The sequence below is a fragment of the Aeromonas sp. R5-3 genome (assembly GCF_040908225.1).
GTDB classification, from domain to species: domain Bacteria; phylum Pseudomonadota; class Gammaproteobacteria; order Enterobacterales; family Aeromonadaceae; genus Aeromonas; species Aeromonas dhakensis.
Genome location: NZ_JBFODH010000023.1, coordinates 327146 through 341364 on the forward strand (window position 1 = coordinate 327146; position 14219 = coordinate 341364).

Genomic DNA, 14219 nt, shown 5'->3' on the forward strand with positions numbered 1-14219 from the left:
GGGCGTGCCGGTTGGCACGCCCCGAGGGGATCAGCGGCTGGCCAGCGGGTAGGTGAAGAGGGCCAGGTGGGCGAAGTTGAACAGGAAGTGGATCGCGATGGCGACGCTGAGGCGCCCGCTCAGCAGGAAGGCCAGACCATAGCAGGCCCCCGCCAGCGCGGCGAACAGCACCAGCAGCGGGCCACCGGCCAGGTGGGCGGCGCCGAACAGCAGGCTGGCTACCAGCACCCCAAGCCAGCGCCGGCTGTGTGCGGCGATCCCCTGCTGCAGGAAGCCGCGAAACAGCGCCTCTTCCGCCACGCAGGTAAACAGCAGGTTGTTGATGGCAAACAGCCACCACCAGCCGGGCAGGCCCACTTCGGGCTTGAGGGCTCCCAGCTGCCAGGCGGCGATCAGCAGGGCCGCCAGCGGCACCAGCAGCAGCGCCAGCCTGCGCCACTGAATGGCGCCGCCCGGGCCCAGCAAGGCGGGCCAGGCCAGCAGCAGGCCGAAGAAGACCAGCGGCTTGTCGAGGTTGAGGTACATGTTGAAGGGCACGCTGGCGGGGCCGGCCTGCACCTGATCCAGCACCTTCAGGTTGGTGAAGCCGGGGATGAGGTGCAGCATCAGCGCCACCGCCCACAGCAGTACGGCGCCCAGGGCGACGGCGCGCCAGGGCTGGGGAAGGGAGGGGGTACGCCAGGCCAGCAGCAGACCCGCTGCGCTGGCCAGCAGGGCGACAGGGCTCAGGTGGCCGAGGCCGAGAGCCGCCAGCAGGGCGACCGCCAGCATGATGAAGCCGGGCAGACGCTGCCGGGCCAGACAGAGCAAGACGGCCAGCGCCAGTGCTCCCCAGATGAGTGAATCAGGTAGAGGTAACATTGAGTCTCCATGGCCGATGAAAGTGCCGCACCTTAACAATGGGACATCCCATGAGACAAGGCTCAATAAGCTGGTCGGATCCCCGCGCGGCAGGAGGGAGCAGGCGAGCGACCATAAAAAAACCGGAGCTGGGCTCCGGTTTTGGCAAGGATGCGACGCTATCAGCGGCCGGATTCGGCGATCACCCGGGCGATGATGTCGGCCCGCAGGTTGGCGTCCAGCTCGCCCAGGGCGATCAGGCCGGCCTTGAAGATCACGTTCTTCGGCAGGCTGACGTCGTCCAGGGTGGTGATGGCCTCCACGTGCAGGCCGTTCAGGCGGCTGGCATCGCGCGGGCTCAGGTTGACCTGGGTGTTCAGCACCTGCTTGCCCTTCTTCTTGGGCTGGGCGGGTTTCTTCGGCTGCTCTTCCAGCTCGTCTTCCGGCAGTTCGTCATCAAAATCGTAAATAGACATAGTCAATCCTGTTGGTTGGGCGAGGGGTCTTGAGCCCGACGCGGGTGTTCCGATGGGGTCAATCAGCCCATATCCTCGTTGCGGATAAAGGCGCGCCAGGAGACGAGCACCTGAGCAAAATCTTCCAGCCCGCACATGGCCAGCTGTTCATCATCGTAGTAGGCGAGATCGTCGAGATCTTCATCCTGCTCGATATTGAGGACGTTGGCCTTCACCTCGGCCTCCTCGTGGGTCAGCAGCAGGGAGTAGTCGCCGCCAAGCAGCCGGTATTCGGTGCGGGCCCGGCTGGAGAGCTGATCGATGATGGCGAACAGCTCGTCGAGTTTCTCCTCGTCCTTGCCCACTTCATCGATCAGCCACTGACCGATGGCCTCGTGGCCCATGGAGAACCGGGCGCGATAACCGCCGAACGGATCGCGGCGAAATTCATAATCCATAGTTCAGTCCATAGCGGAAGGGTGAGTCGTCATGGGCAGGGGAAAATCCTGCTCCATGGCGGGGCGCATATAGCGTAAAGTGGCCTATTCTAGCGAGCCCCCCCTCGCTTGTCTTGAAGATGTGGCATCTTTGCCCCGGTGCAGGCGCTTTGTGGCCGGTTCGGCCCTCGCTTTGGAGATGTGATGCAGCTAAACGATACCCTCGCACGCCAGATAGTCTGTCTGGCGATACAGATCCTCTCTTCTTCGCTCAACGTGATGGATGAACGACTGAGGCCCGTCGTAGCTCCTCGTGCTCTTGTCTCGGTAACTGGTGGCGCATATGCAGCTCAATGACACCCTCGCACGGCAGATTGTCAGCCGGGCCATGAAGATCCTCTCTTTCTCGGTCAACGTGATGGACGAGCACGGCCTTATCATCGCATCCGGCAACCCGGAGCGGCTCCATCAGCGCCACGAGGGGGCCGTGCTGGCATTGACCGAGAACCGGGTGGTGGAGATCAGCGAAGCGACCGCCCGCGAGCTCAAGGGGGTGCGCCCCGGCATCAACCTGCCCATCGCCTATCAGGGGGAGCTGCTCGGGGTCATTGGCATCTCGGGCGATCCGGACGAAGTGCGTGCTTACGCCGAGCTGGTGCGGATGACCGCCGAGCTGATCCTGGAGCAGGCGGCGCTCACCGAGCAACTGCAGTGGGACAAGCGTCACAAGGAGGAGCTGGTGCTGCAGCTCATCCGTGGTGAAGGGCGCGAGGATCAGTTGCAGCAGGCGGCCCGCTTTCTCGGGCTGGATCTGGCCCAGCCGCGGGTGGTGGCGGTGCTGGCGCTGGAGGAGGCCGACCCGGCCCGGCTGCGGGAGCTGGTGCACCTGCTGGAAAACCCGGAGCGGGACAATCTGGTGGCCATCAACGGCCTGGACGAGATAGTGGTGCTCAAGCCCGCCCAGCTCAGTGACGGCATCTGGCAGTCAGAGCAGGAGCGCAGTCGCATCAAGCAGTTGCTGGCCCGTATCCCCCACTTTCGGGTGCGCATCGGGGTGGGTGATTACTTCGCCGGCACCGGCGGGCTGGCACGCTCCTACCAGACGGCGCGGGACACCTTGCGTCGCGGCATGCGGCAGGCGCCGCGCAAGCAGGTCTATTTCTTCGAGGATTACCGGTTGCCGGTGCTGCTCGGCAGTCTGGCGGACTCCTGGCAGGCGGATCAGCTGCGGGCCCCGCTGCACAAGCTGGCACAGGAGGATACAAAGGGAACACTGCAGAAGACGCTGCGCCAATATTTCTTGCAGGATTGTGATCTGCATCCCTGTGCCGAAGCCCTGTTCATCCACCCCAATACCCTGCGCTATCGGCTGACCCGGATCGAGCAGATAACCGGGTTGAATTTCAACAAGTTAGATGACAAGTTCCTGCTCTATCTCGGGCTCAATCTCGATAGCTGATTTGTTCATTCATACATAAAATTACGTTTTAAAAAGCTGATATTTGGTTTTTTGACCAAAGCATTCCGATCCCGGATCACCATAATGGCCACCATTCACTCACTAGAAAGGTGCCCGTCATGACCCCGGTTACAGCCCTTGGCGCCCTCGCGGCGCTCTCCATCGCCATCTTCCTGATCCTGAAGAAGGTGCCACCCGCTTACGGCATGATCGTCGGCGCCCTGGCCGGCGGCCTGATCGGCGGCGCCGATCTGACCCAGACCGTCGCCCTGATGATCGGCGGCGCCCAGGGGATCACCACGGCGGTGATGCGGATCCTGGCGGCGGGCGTTCTGGCCGGCGTGCTGATCGAATCGGGCGCCGCCACCACCATCGCCGAGACCATCGTCAAAAAGCTGGGTGAAACCCGCGCCCTGCTGGCGCTGGCGCTGGCCACCCTGATCCTGACCGCGGTCGGCGTGTTCGTGGACGTGGCCGTCATCACGGTCGCCCCCATTGCGCTGGCCATCGCCCGCCGTGCCGATCTCTCCAAGGCGGCCATCCTGCTGGCGATGATCGGCGGCGGCAAGGCGGGCAACGTCATGTCGCCCAACCCCAACGCCATCGCGGCGGCGGACGCCTTCCATCTGCCCCTCACCTCGGTGATGGCGGCCGGCATCATCCCGGGCCTGTTCGGGCTGGTGATGGCCTACTGGCTCGCCAAGCGTTTGAACAACAAGGGCAGCAAGGTCGCCGCCGACGAGGTGGTGAGCTTCGATGGCAGCAAGCTGCCGGGCTTTGCCGCCGCCATCAGTGCGCCGCTGGTGGCCATCCTGCTGCTGGCCCTGCGTCCCATCGCCGGCATAGTGGTGGATCCGCTTATAGCACTGCCTCTCGGTGGCCTGGTCGGTGCCCTGATGATGGGCAAGTTCGGCAAGGTGAACCAGTTTGCCGTCTCGGGTCTGGCCCGCATGGCGCCGGTGGCCATCATGCTGCTGGGTACCGGTACCCTGGCGGGCATCATCGCCAACTCCGGTCTCAAGGATGTGCTGATCAGCGGCCTGACCGCCTCCGGCCTGCCCTCCTACCTGCTGGCCCCCATTTCCGGTGCCCTGATGTCGCTGGCGACCGCCTCGACCACCGCCGGTACCGTGGTAGCCTCCAACGTGTTCAGCGCCACCCTGCTCGAGCTTGGCATCAGCAGCCTGGCGGGGGCCGCCATGATCCACGCCGGTGCCACCGTGTTCGACCACATGCCCCACGGCTCCTTCTTCCATGCCACCGGCGGCAGCGTCCACATGGGCGTGGGTGAGCGGCTCAAGCTCATCCCCTACGAAACCGCGGTCGGTCTGACCATCGCCGTTGTCTCCACCCTGATGTTTGGCGTGTTTGGCCTCGCCTAAGGAATTGATATGAAAATTGTTATCGCCCCCGATTCATTCAAGGAGAGCCTCAGCGCCATGGCGGTGGCCGATGCCATCGAGGCCGGTTTCAAGCAGGTGCTGCCGGATGCCACCTACGTCAAATTGCCGATGGCAGATGGCGGCGAGGGGACTGTGCAGTCCCTGGTGGATGCCACCGGCGGCCGCATTCTGCCCTTCCATGTGACCGCTCCCCTTGGCAACAAGGTAGAGGGCTTCGTCGGTCTGCTGGGGGATGGCGAGCGCGCCGTCATCGAGATGGCGGCGGCCTCCGGCCTGCATCTGGTGGCGCCTGAGCTGCGCAATCCGCTGCACACCTCGAGCAGTGGCACCGGCGAGCTGATCCTGGCGGCCCTCGACATGGGGGTGAAGCATCTGATCCTCGGCATCGGCGGCAGCGCCACCAATGACGGGGGTGCCGGCATGATCCAGGCGCTCGGCGGCAAGCTGCTCAAACGCGACGGCACTCCCATCGCGCCGGGCGGCGCCGGTCTGGCCGAACTGGCCACCATCGATCTGAGCGGGCTCGATTCACGCCTCGCCAAGATCACCATCGAGGTGGCCTGCGACGTGGACAACCCGCTGTGCGGGCCGAAAGGGGCCTCCGCCGTGTTTGGTCCGCAGAAGGGGGCGACCCCCGCGATGGTGGCGCAGCTGGACGCCAACCTGGCTCACTACGCCGACTGCATCGAGCAGGCCCTCGGCAAGCAGGTGAAGGAGATCCCGGGGGCGGGCGCCGCCGGCGGCATGGGGGCGGCCCTGGTGGGCCTGCTCGGCGCCGAGCTCAAGCCCGGCATCCAGATCGTCATCGAGGCGTTGAAACTGGCCGAGGCGGTAGCCGACGCGGATCTGGTCATCACCGGTGAGGGACGCATCGACAGCCAGACCATTCACGGCAAGACGCCAATCGGTGTCGCACGCTGTGCCAAGCGGTTCGGCAAGCCGGTGATCGGTATCGCGGGTTGTCTGACCGACGACTGCGGCGTGGTGCACGAGCACGGGCTGGATGCGGTGTTTGCCGTGGTCAACCGCGCCATGTCCCTGCCGGAGGCGCTGGCCACCGCCACCACCAACCTGCAGCTCACGGCCCGCAACGTGGCGGCGCTCTACCTGCTGCGACCCTGACCCTCTTCTGGCCGGTGCCTGGCGCCGGCCAACCCCGCCCCGTGTCGCGGTGACGACCCGCTTAACTGCGGGTCAGCCCGAAACACCTTGCCGATCAGATGATCGGCTTTTTTCATTATCCTGCTGTATCCCCAGTGCTTTTCTGCGGTTTCTGTATTCTGGCCGCCGACTTTGCGGCATAGTGATCCCCCATAGTACAAGGAGCGACCCATGATCTTGCTGACCCTGGGGGTACTGCTGTTTACCCTGACTCACCTCTACCCCTGCTTCGCGCCCGACCACAGGATCCGGCTGCGCGAGCGGTTGGGGGAGCATCGCTACAAGGGACTCTTCTCGCTGGTGCTGTTTATCGGCATCGCCTGCATCATCGCCGGCTGGCGCACCTCCAGCCCCTTGCCGCTCTATTTTCTGCCCGCCTGGGGACCGACCCTGATGATGGCGGTGATGCCCATCGCCCTGATCCTGTTCTGCTCCGGTCAGGGCCCCAACCACCTGCGGCGCTGGCTGGTGCATCCCCAGCTGCTCGGCGCCCTGCTCTGGGCCGGTGCCCATCTGGCGGTCAACAGCGAGGCCCGCTCCCTGGTGCTGTTTGGCGGCATCGGCCTGTGGGCGCTGGTGAGCATCGTCTGGATTTCGGTGCGGGACTGGCAGCGTCATCCCCGTCCGGCGGCCAACTGGTATGGCACCGGGCTCAGCGTGGGGGCCGGGCTGGCGCTCACCGCCCTGCTGATCTTCTGGGGACATGGCATGCTCACCGGCATCCCGCTCTATTGAGCCGGTGAACCGGCCGGCGTGTTCGCGCGTATGTCACTCATCTGCCTGACAGGAGTCACTCGATGAAAAGGATTGTCTTGTTGCTGACGCTGGCATCCGGCATGGCCGGCGCCGCCTGCCCCGACTACTTCAACGTGGAGATGCGGGAGCTCAACAGCACCCAGCGCCACAACCTCTGCCAGCTGACCGAGGGCAAGGTGGTGCTGGTGGTCAACACTGCCTCTTATTGTGGCTACAGCGGCCAGTTTCGGGATCTGGAGCGGCTCTATCAGGGCTACAAGGAGCAGGGGCTGGTGGTGCTGGGCTTCCCCTCCAACGACTTCAGACAGGAGGCGGGCAACGAGAACAAGACCGCCGAGGTGTGCCGGCGCGACTATGGGGTCACCTTCCCCATGTTCAACCGGGTGGCGGTGCGGGGCTCGGATGCGGTACCCCTGTTCAAGGGGCTGGCGGCGGCAGCCGATGGCGATGCCCCCAACTGGAACTTCCACAAATACCTGGTGGGGCGCGACGGCAAACTAATCGGCAGCTACGGTGCCAACCAGAATCCGGCGGACGATCCCCTGCAACAAGAGGTCAAACGGGCGCTCGGCCTTTAGCGCTACCCCGCGGCGGGCCGCTCTGGAATAATGGGGGCCCGCTCTTCTCTCTGGTAATCCCGTGCTGCAACGTCTGCCCCAAATGGTGATCTTCGATGCCCTGGTCCGTGAACAGGGGATCTCTGCCGCCGCCCGGCGGCTCGGCGTCTCCAAATCCCACATCAGCAAGCAACTGGCCCAGCTGGAGGCAGAACTCGGTGCCCAGCTGGTGCAGCGCACCACCCGCCGCTTCTCCCTCACCGAGCTCGGTCAGGAGTATGCCCGCCACTGCCGCGCCCTGGTGGCGGTGGCGCTGGAGGCGGACTCCATGGTGGCGGAGCGGCGCGGCAAGGTGAGCGGCGTGCTCCATCTGGGGGTCGGTCAATCCTTCGGCCGGCTGCACGTGATCCCGCGGCTCAAGGCGTTTCAGGATCGCTACCCCGAGCTGGAGCTGGAAGTCTCATTGTTCGATCACCGCACCAATCTGGTGGATGAGGGGCTGGATCTCTGGATCACCACCTACGAGGACAAACCCGAGGCCCTGGTGGGGCAGCGGCTGGCGGACATCGGCTTCGTGCTGGTGGCCTCGCCGGACTATCTCTTGAGCCACGGCACCCCGCTCCATCCCAAGGATCTGGCCCAGCACAACTGCATCACCTACCAGAGCCGGGAGCGGCGCTACCACGAGTGGTCGTTTCGCCAGGGCAAGGAGCGCCAGACAGTGCAGGTGGCCGGCAACTACCGGGTGGATCTGGCGGAGGCGGTGCGCGACGCCGCCCTGGCCGGGCTCGGCATCGCCTACGTAGCCAACTACCTGCTGGACAAGGAGCTGCAGTCCGGCCAACTGATCCCGCTGTTGCCTCAGTGGCGACCAAACCAGAAGATGGCGGTACACGCCGTCTATGCCAGGCGCGAGCACCTGGATCCCAAGATCCGGCTGTTCATCGATTTCCTCAAGGAGGGTTTCGGCCCCCATCCCTACTGGGAACAGCGGCTGGCCCCCTGGCTCGGCGGCAAATTGTCCGGTACAGAGGAATAATCGTTTCCATATAAGAACACTGGCTTTCGCTTGATACCAAAATCGAGCCAAATCAGCCAGTTGCCGCAACCGGTATCGTGAAAACGTTTTTGCTAACAGGGCTGTAACCAACTGGACTTGCAGTGGCGAGGCTGGGAGAGCAGAATCCGCGCCCATCTTTTGCCCCACCTGATGGAGTCCCTATGATTGCCCTGCTCGGCATCTTGAGTATCCTGGCCCTGGCCACGCTCTGCTCTGATAATCGTCGTCGTATCCCGTTGCGAACAGTGGGTCTCGCCCTCTGCCTGCAGATCCTCTTCGCCGGCCTGGTGCTCTGGCTGCCCGCCGGTCAGCACGTGCTGAACGGGGTGAGCGAGAGCGTGAGCAGCGTGATCGGTTACGGTCAGGAGGGGATCGCCTTCCTGTTCGGCGATCTGGCCAAGTTCAAGCTGGGCTTCATTTTTGCTTTCAACGTGTTGCCGGTCATCATCTTCTTCTCCGCGGTGATCGCCATCCTCTACCACATCGGCCTGATGCCGAAAGTGATCGCCCTGCTTGGCGGCGGCCTGCAGAAGCTGCTGGGCACCGGCCGCGCCGAGAGTCTCTCCGCCACCGCCAACATCTTCGTCGGCATGGTGGAGGCGCCGCTGGTGGTCAAACCCTATCTCTCCAAGATGTCCGATTCCCAGTTCTTCGCGGTGATGAGCTGCGGCCTAGCCTCCGTGGCTGGCGGTACCCTGGTGGGTTACGCCAGCATCGGGGTCGAGCTGAAATACCTGATCGCGGCGGCCTTCATGTCGGCGCCGGCCGGTCTGGCCATGGCCAAGATCCTGGTGCCGCCTGCTGCCGAAGAAGAGGACCATCATCAGGACGTGGTGATCCCGCGTGCCACCAACGTGATTGAAGCGGCCGCCGATGGTGCCATGTCCGGTCTCAACATCGCGGTTGCCGTGGGGGCCACCCTGCTGGCCTTCGTCGGCGTGATCGCCATGCTCAACGGCCTGCTGGGCTGGGCCGGCGACCTGGTGGGGCTGGAGCTGAGCTTCCAGATCATCCTGGGCTGGCTGTTCGCTCCCGTCTCCTGGCTGATCGGCATCCCCTGGGAGCAGGCTCAGGCCGCCGGCGCCCTGATCGGCACCAAGATAGTGGTGAACGAGTTCGTTGCCTTCATCGCCCTGGTGCAGGACCAGACCCTGAGCGAGTCGAGCAAGGCCATCGTCACCTTCGCCCTGTGCGGTTTCGCCAATATATCCTCCATGGCGATCCTGATTGGCGGCCTGGGTGCCATGGTGCCTGAGCGCAAATCCTTCATCGCCCGTTACGGCATGCGCGCCATCCTGGCGGGGGTGCTGGCGAACCTGATGAGCGCCTCGCTGGCCGGCCTGTTCCTCGCCCTTTGATTGACCCCAGAAGTTAGCACCTTCCGGTCAGAGCCCGCTTCGGCGGGCTTTTTTGCGCCCGCCTGCCGGCAAAAAAAAGCGCCTCAGGGAGGCGCGGGGGAAAAAGACAGATTGGAAGCGTCACATGGGTGCCACTTGAATGAGGGATGAGCCATGCCATCCAAGTGTGAAGCCATGATGCCTGAGGCTGTCTGAAGCCCTTCTGAGGCGATTCTTCATACTATGTTCATTTTGCTAAACGCAGTGGAGGCTGGCTGGTCAGTGGCTCAGGGAGGCAGTGCGACGTCGTCTGCGGTCTGCTGTTCCAGTGCCGGCAACCAGATTGCTAACGGGATGCCGGCCGCGGCTCAGGGGGTCAGCACAAAGTGATCGGCACTCTGCTGTTCCAGTGCCAGCAGCCAGCGTTTGATGGGGATGCCGCCGGCATAACCGGTCAGCTCGCCGCTGCGGCCGATCACCCGGTGGCAGGGCACTATGATGCTGAGCGGGTTGCGGCCGTTGGCGGCACCGACCGCCCGTACCGCCTTGGGATTGCCGATGGCCTGGGCTATCTCGAGGTAGCTGACGGTCTCACCGTAGGGAATGTCGCCCAGGGCGCGCCATACCGATTGCTGAAAAGGGGTGCCCCGGGCGGCGAGCGGCAGATCGAAGCGGCGCAGGCGACCGGCGAAGTAGGCAGCGAACTGCTCGACGAAAGGGGCGAGCGCCAGGTCGTCCCACTGCCACTGGTCGGTCGGGGTCACCGGTTGCTCGCCTCGCACGAACTCCACGTAGCGCAGCCCGTCCCGGTCGATGGCGATGAGCAGGGGGCCATGGGCGCTGTCGCAAAAACTGTATTGCATGTTGTCATCCTCGGGTGTCGGGCCTAGTCCACGACCGGCTTGCCGCGGGTCGATTTGATCTCCCCCTTGCGCTTCTTGGCATCGACCCGCTTGCGCTGGGAGCTGCGGGTCGGCTTGGTGGTGTGGCGCGCCTTGGGGCGCCATGCTGCTTTTTTCAGCAGCTCCACCAGGCGGTTCATCGCCTCCTTGCGGTTCATGTCCTGACTGCGATGGGTCTCGACCCGGATCAGGATGAAGCCGTCGTGAACCCGGCTGTCGCTCAGCTTGTCTAGCCCCTCCTTGTAGAGCGGGGTGAGGCTGGGGGAGCTGCGGTAATCGAAGCGCAACCAGACGGCGGAGTCGGTCTTGTTGACGTGCTGGCCGCCGTTGCCCTGTGCCCGCATGGTCTGGAATTGCAGCTCATGCCAGGGCAGGGTGACGCTGTTGGAGATGACTAACATACTGCTGTGCTCTTGTTTGGTGCAGCGGCGCTGGCTGGTTCAGCTTGGTGCCTCATAATGGGGCGAGCTGCGCTCCCTTGGTGATGTCGGGAGAGTCCTGCTCCAGACGTAAATGCTATCTTTTTGAAATTAAACAATAAAAAGACTTGGCACAAGAATTGATTCCCCATTCATGACATACCATGGATTGGGAGCAACCAGATGAAGCTGATTACTGCGATTATCAAACCCTTCAAGTTGGATGACGTGCGCGAGGCCGTCGCCATCCTGGGGGTCGAGGGTCTGACCGTGTCCGAGGTCAAAGGGTTTGGCCGCCAGAAGGGGCACACCGAATTATACCGGGGAGCCGAGTATCAGGTCGACTTCCTGCCCAAGGTCAAGCTGGAGATCGCCACCGCCGATGACAACGTCGAAGGGGTGATCGAGGCGATCTGCAAGGCCGCTTACACCGGCAAGATAGGTGACGGCAAGATCTTCGTCTACGACCTGCTGCAGGCTGTGCGCATTCGGACCGGCGAGAACGACGACGAGGCGCTCTGACAGGGCTGGTGATCGATGGGGTGTCGCTGATTGACTCCATGGTGGGGCTGGATAGGATTCTATTCGGCCCCTTTGTTTGAACGGCGTTTAAATATGTGATCCCGCAACGTCAGGATTTCTTGATCCCGCTGTCGAGCTCAATGCAAAATGCAAACAGCAATGGTTCTCACTCGATATAGCAACTCAAGGAATGGATGATGAAAATGAAGATGTTGGCACTGGCTTTCTCTGCGTTGGCGGCTCAGTCGGCGTTTGCCGCAGGGGAAGTGAATGTCTACTCCAACCGCCAGGATGAGCTGATCAAGCCCATCATCCAGCAGTTCGAGAAAGAGTCTGGCATCAAGGTCAACGTGGTGTTCGCCAAAGAGGGTCTGAACGAGCGTCTGGAGCGGGAAGGCAAGCTCTCCCCGGCGGATCTGATGCTGACCGTCGACATCAGCCGGTTGACCGATCTGGTGGACAAGGGGCTGGTGCAGCCGGTGGACAGCAAGATCCTGCAGGAGAACATCCCCGCCATCTATCGCGATCCGGACAACCGCTGGTTCGCCCTGACCACCCGGGTGCGCGCCATCTATTCCAGCAAGGATCGCCTCGGCAAGCTGGACACAATCAGCTACGAAGATCTGGCCAAGCCTGAATTCAAAGGAAAAATCTGCACCCGCAGCGGCAAGCATGAGTACAATGTGGCGCTGGTCTCCTCCATGATCGCTCATCACGGCATGGCGGATGCAAAAACCTGGCTGGAAGGGGTCAAGGCCAACCTGGCGCGCAAGCCGCAGGGCAACGACCGGGATCAGGTCAAGGCGATCAAGGATGGTATCTGTGACGTGTCGCTCGGCAACAGCTACTACCTGGGTGCCATGCTGAAGGATCCTGCGCAGAAATCCTGGGCCGATGCCGTCTACATTAACTTCCCGAACCAGGGGGATCGCGGTGCCCACGTCAACGTGAGCGGCGTGGCCATGACCAAATATGCCAAGAACAAGGCCGAGGCCCAGAAGCTGATGGAGTTTCTGGCCGGCGACACCGCCCAGCACATGTATGCGGACGTGAATGCCGAGTATCCGGTCAAGGCCGGGGTCGAGCCTTCCGCCATGGTCAAGTCCTGGGGCAGCTTCAAGTCTGACGCCCTGCCGGTCAGCGATTACGCCAAGCACCGCAAGGACGCCTTGCAGCTGCTGGATGAAGTGAAATTCGACTTGTAATCAGATGGGGCCAACGGCCCCATCAACCTCTGTGGTCTCATGAAAAATTTTGGATGGATTACCGGCAGCTGGGCCAGCGCCCTGCTGCTGGCCTTGCCGGTGCTTGCCCTGGTCTTCTCCGCCTTCTCGGCCGACGGAGATCTGTTTAGCCACCTCGCCGATACCGTACTGTTCGACTATCTGACCAATACCCTGGGGCTGGTGGTTGGTGTTGTGCTGCTCAGCCTGCTGTTCGGCGTGCCGACCGCCTGGCTGGTGGCCATGTGTCAGGTGCCGGGGCGGCGGGCCCTGCAGTGGGCGCTGATGCTGCCCATGGCCATGCCCTCCTACATAGTGGCTTACGTCTACACGGATCTGCTCGACTACTCGGGTCCGCTGCAGGCGGGGCTGCGCCAGCTGTTTGGCTGGAGCAGTCCGGCCGATTACTGGTTTCCGGCCATCCGCTCCCTTGGCGGCGCCGCCTGGGTGCTGGCGCTGGTACTGTTTCCCTACGTCTATCTGCTGACCCGCGCCTCCTTTCTGGAGCAGTCGGTCAGCCTCATTCACTCCAGCCGTCTGCTGGGTTGCAGCCCCTGGCAGAGTTTTCGCCGCCTCAGCCTGCCGCTGGCGCGCCCGGCCATCATGGTGGCGGTATCACTGGTAGCGATGGAGACATTGGCCGACTTTGCCACTGTCCACTTCTTTGCCATCAACACCCTGACCACGGCGGTCTACGATACCTGGCTTGGCTACGGCAGTCTGGCCACCGCCGCCAAGCTCTCCTGCCTGATGTTGCTGGCGGTAGTGCTGCTGATCGCGCTGGAGCGCCGCTCCCGCAGTCGGCAGCAGGTGTTCCAGAAGTCCATGGGCCACGAACAGCCGCTGCGCTACCCGCTCAAGGGCGCGCGGCGCTGGCTGGCCGGGCTCTGGTGCTGGGGGCTGGTGCTGGCCGGCTTCGGCCTGCCGTTCATCATCCTGCTGGATTACGGCGTGCGCTACTTCGAATTGTCGTGGACGCCGGAGTTTGTCCGCTTCGCTGGCAACAGTCTGCTCATCTCGGCGCTGACCGCCCTGCTGGCCATGGGCATCGCCCTGTTGCTCGGCTTCTGCCGTCGCCTCGATGGCGGGCCCAAGAGCCTGTTGCCCCTGCGCATCGCTGCCATGGGTTACGCCATGCCGGGTACCGTGCTCGCCATCGGGGTGCTGGTGCCGCTCACCGCCCTCGACTTTGCCATCAACGATCTGGCCGAGTGGCTGGGGCGTCAGGGGCCTGGGTTGCTGCTGACCGGCACCCTCACCGCCATCGTGTTCGGCTATCTGGTGCGCTTCGTGGCCATCGCCATCGGCTCGGTGGAGAGCAGCATGGGCAAGATCTCCCCCAGCCTCGACATGGCGGCCCGCTCCCTGGGGCAGGGGGATGGCGCCATGCTGCGGCGGGTGCACCTGCCACTGGTGCGGCGCGGCCTGTTTGCCGGTGCCATGCTGGTGTTCATCGAATCCATGAAGGAGCTGCCCGCGGCCCTGCTGCTGCGGCCGTTCAACTTCGATACCCTGGCGACCCACGTCTACCAGTTCGTGTCGGACGAGATGCTGGAGCGCGGCGCGCTTGGCGCCATCGTCATTGTGCTGGTGGGGTTGTTGCCGCTCATCTGGGTCAACCGCAACCTGGATGGGGCGGGGCACTGAGTTCGCCACGTCGGCCAATGAAATTGCATGCGGTGTGCTGA

General features: G+C 63.5%; 15 protein-coding genes. 10 read left to right on the forward strand and 5 right to left on the reverse strand.

All coding sequences use genetic code 11. The annotated features are described in order from the left end of the window. Positions 1-30: 30 nt before the first annotated feature. From AB5Y95_RS16135 to AB5Y95_RS16145, 3 genes are all read right to left on the reverse strand, one after another. Entirely contained in the window at positions 31-861 is an 831-nt protein-coding gene (locus AB5Y95_RS16135; RefSeq protein WP_042051435.1) for a CPBP family intramembrane glutamic endopeptidase, read from the reverse strand. A gap of 161 nt (positions 862-1022) precedes the next feature. Then, positions 1023-1316, reverse strand: a complete 294-nt coding sequence (locus tag AB5Y95_RS16140) for a hypothetical protein (RefSeq protein ID WP_005308637.1) — start codon at positions 1314-1316, stop codon at positions 1023-1025. A 62-nt stretch (positions 1317-1378) separates the two neighbouring features. Further along, complete coding sequence (locus AB5Y95_RS16145) at positions 1379-1753, reverse strand: YacL family protein (RefSeq protein WP_005308639.1); 375 nt, start codon at positions 1751-1753, stop codon at positions 1379-1381. Between the two features lie 322 nt (positions 1754-2075). Between AB5Y95_RS16145 and AB5Y95_RS16150 the strand changes: the two genes are divergently transcribed. From AB5Y95_RS16150 to AB5Y95_RS16180, 7 genes are all read left to right on the forward strand, one after another. Then, positions 2076-3191, forward strand: a complete 1116-nt coding sequence (locus tag AB5Y95_RS16150; protein WP_010635163.1) for a sugar diacid recognition domain-containing protein — start codon at positions 2076-2078, stop codon at positions 3189-3191. A gap of 119 nt (positions 3192-3310) precedes the next feature. After that, positions 3311-4573: a GntP family permease gene (locus AB5Y95_RS16155; RefSeq protein ID WP_017765278.1), complete on the forward strand. Its 1263-nt coding sequence runs from the start codon at positions 3311-3313 to the stop codon at positions 4571-4573. A 9-nt stretch (positions 4574-4582) separates the two neighbouring features. Further along, the gene (locus tag AB5Y95_RS16160) at positions 4583-5716 is read left to right on the forward strand and encodes a glycerate kinase (RefSeq protein WP_208200140.1); all 1134 of its coding nucleotides are present in this window, start codon (positions 4583-4585) and stop codon (positions 5714-5716) included. A gap of 210 nt (positions 5717-5926) precedes the next feature. Continuing rightward, on the forward strand, positions 5927-6490 hold the full coding sequence (locus tag AB5Y95_RS16165) for an NnrU family protein (RefSeq protein WP_208200138.1): 564 nt from the start codon (positions 5927-5929) through the stop codon (positions 6488-6490). Positions 6491-6552: 62 nt separating this feature from the next. After that, on the forward strand, positions 6553-7089 hold the full coding sequence (locus AB5Y95_RS16170) for a glutathione peroxidase (protein ID WP_017782231.1): 537 nt from the start codon (positions 6553-6555) through the stop codon (positions 7087-7089). 82 nt (positions 7090-7171) lie between these two features. Then, positions 7172-8107, forward strand: a complete 936-nt coding sequence (locus AB5Y95_RS16175; RefSeq protein WP_026141420.1) for a LysR family transcriptional regulator — start codon at positions 7172-7174, stop codon at positions 8105-8107. A gap of 182 nt (positions 8108-8289) precedes the next feature. Beyond that, positions 8290-9486 (forward strand): NupC/NupG family nucleoside CNT transporter, encoded by a 1197-nt coding sequence (locus AB5Y95_RS16180; RefSeq protein WP_005308649.1) that lies wholly within the window; start codon positions 8290-8292, stop codon positions 9484-9486. Between the two features lie 347 nt (positions 9487-9833). On the opposite strand, the gene AB5Y95_RS16185 is transcribed toward AB5Y95_RS16180, so the two are convergent. Then, positions 9834-10328 (reverse strand): methylated-DNA--[protein]-cysteine S-methyltransferase, encoded by a 495-nt coding sequence (locus tag AB5Y95_RS16185; RefSeq protein WP_368161584.1) that lies wholly within the window; start codon positions 10326-10328, stop codon positions 9834-9836. Between the two features lie 23 nt (positions 10329-10351). Continuing rightward, positions 10352-10768 (reverse strand): alternative ribosome rescue aminoacyl-tRNA hydrolase ArfB, encoded by a 417-nt coding sequence (arfB, locus tag AB5Y95_RS16190; RefSeq protein ID WP_368161585.1) that lies wholly within the window; start codon positions 10766-10768, stop codon positions 10352-10354. Positions 10769-10969: 201 nt separating this feature from the next. Between arfB and glnK the strand changes: the two genes are divergently transcribed. The 3 genes from glnK (at position 10970) to AB5Y95_RS16205 (ending at position 14178) form a co-directional block, all read left to right on the forward strand. After that, the gene (gene glnK, locus AB5Y95_RS16195) at positions 10970-11308 is read left to right on the forward strand and encodes a P-II family nitrogen regulator (protein WP_005308655.1); all 339 of its coding nucleotides are present in this window, start codon (positions 10970-10972) and stop codon (positions 11306-11308) included. A gap of 197 nt (positions 11309-11505) precedes the next feature. Next, a complete protein-coding gene (locus AB5Y95_RS16200) occupies positions 11506-12513 on the forward strand; it encodes a Fe(3+) ABC transporter substrate-binding protein (protein ID WP_065018312.1) in 1008 nt (335 codons plus the stop codon). Positions 12514-12552: 39 nt separating this feature from the next. Continuing rightward, entirely contained in the window at positions 12553-14178 is a 1626-nt protein-coding gene (locus AB5Y95_RS16205; RefSeq protein ID WP_368161586.1) for an ABC transporter permease, read from the forward strand. Positions 14179-14219 lie beyond the last annotated feature (41 nt).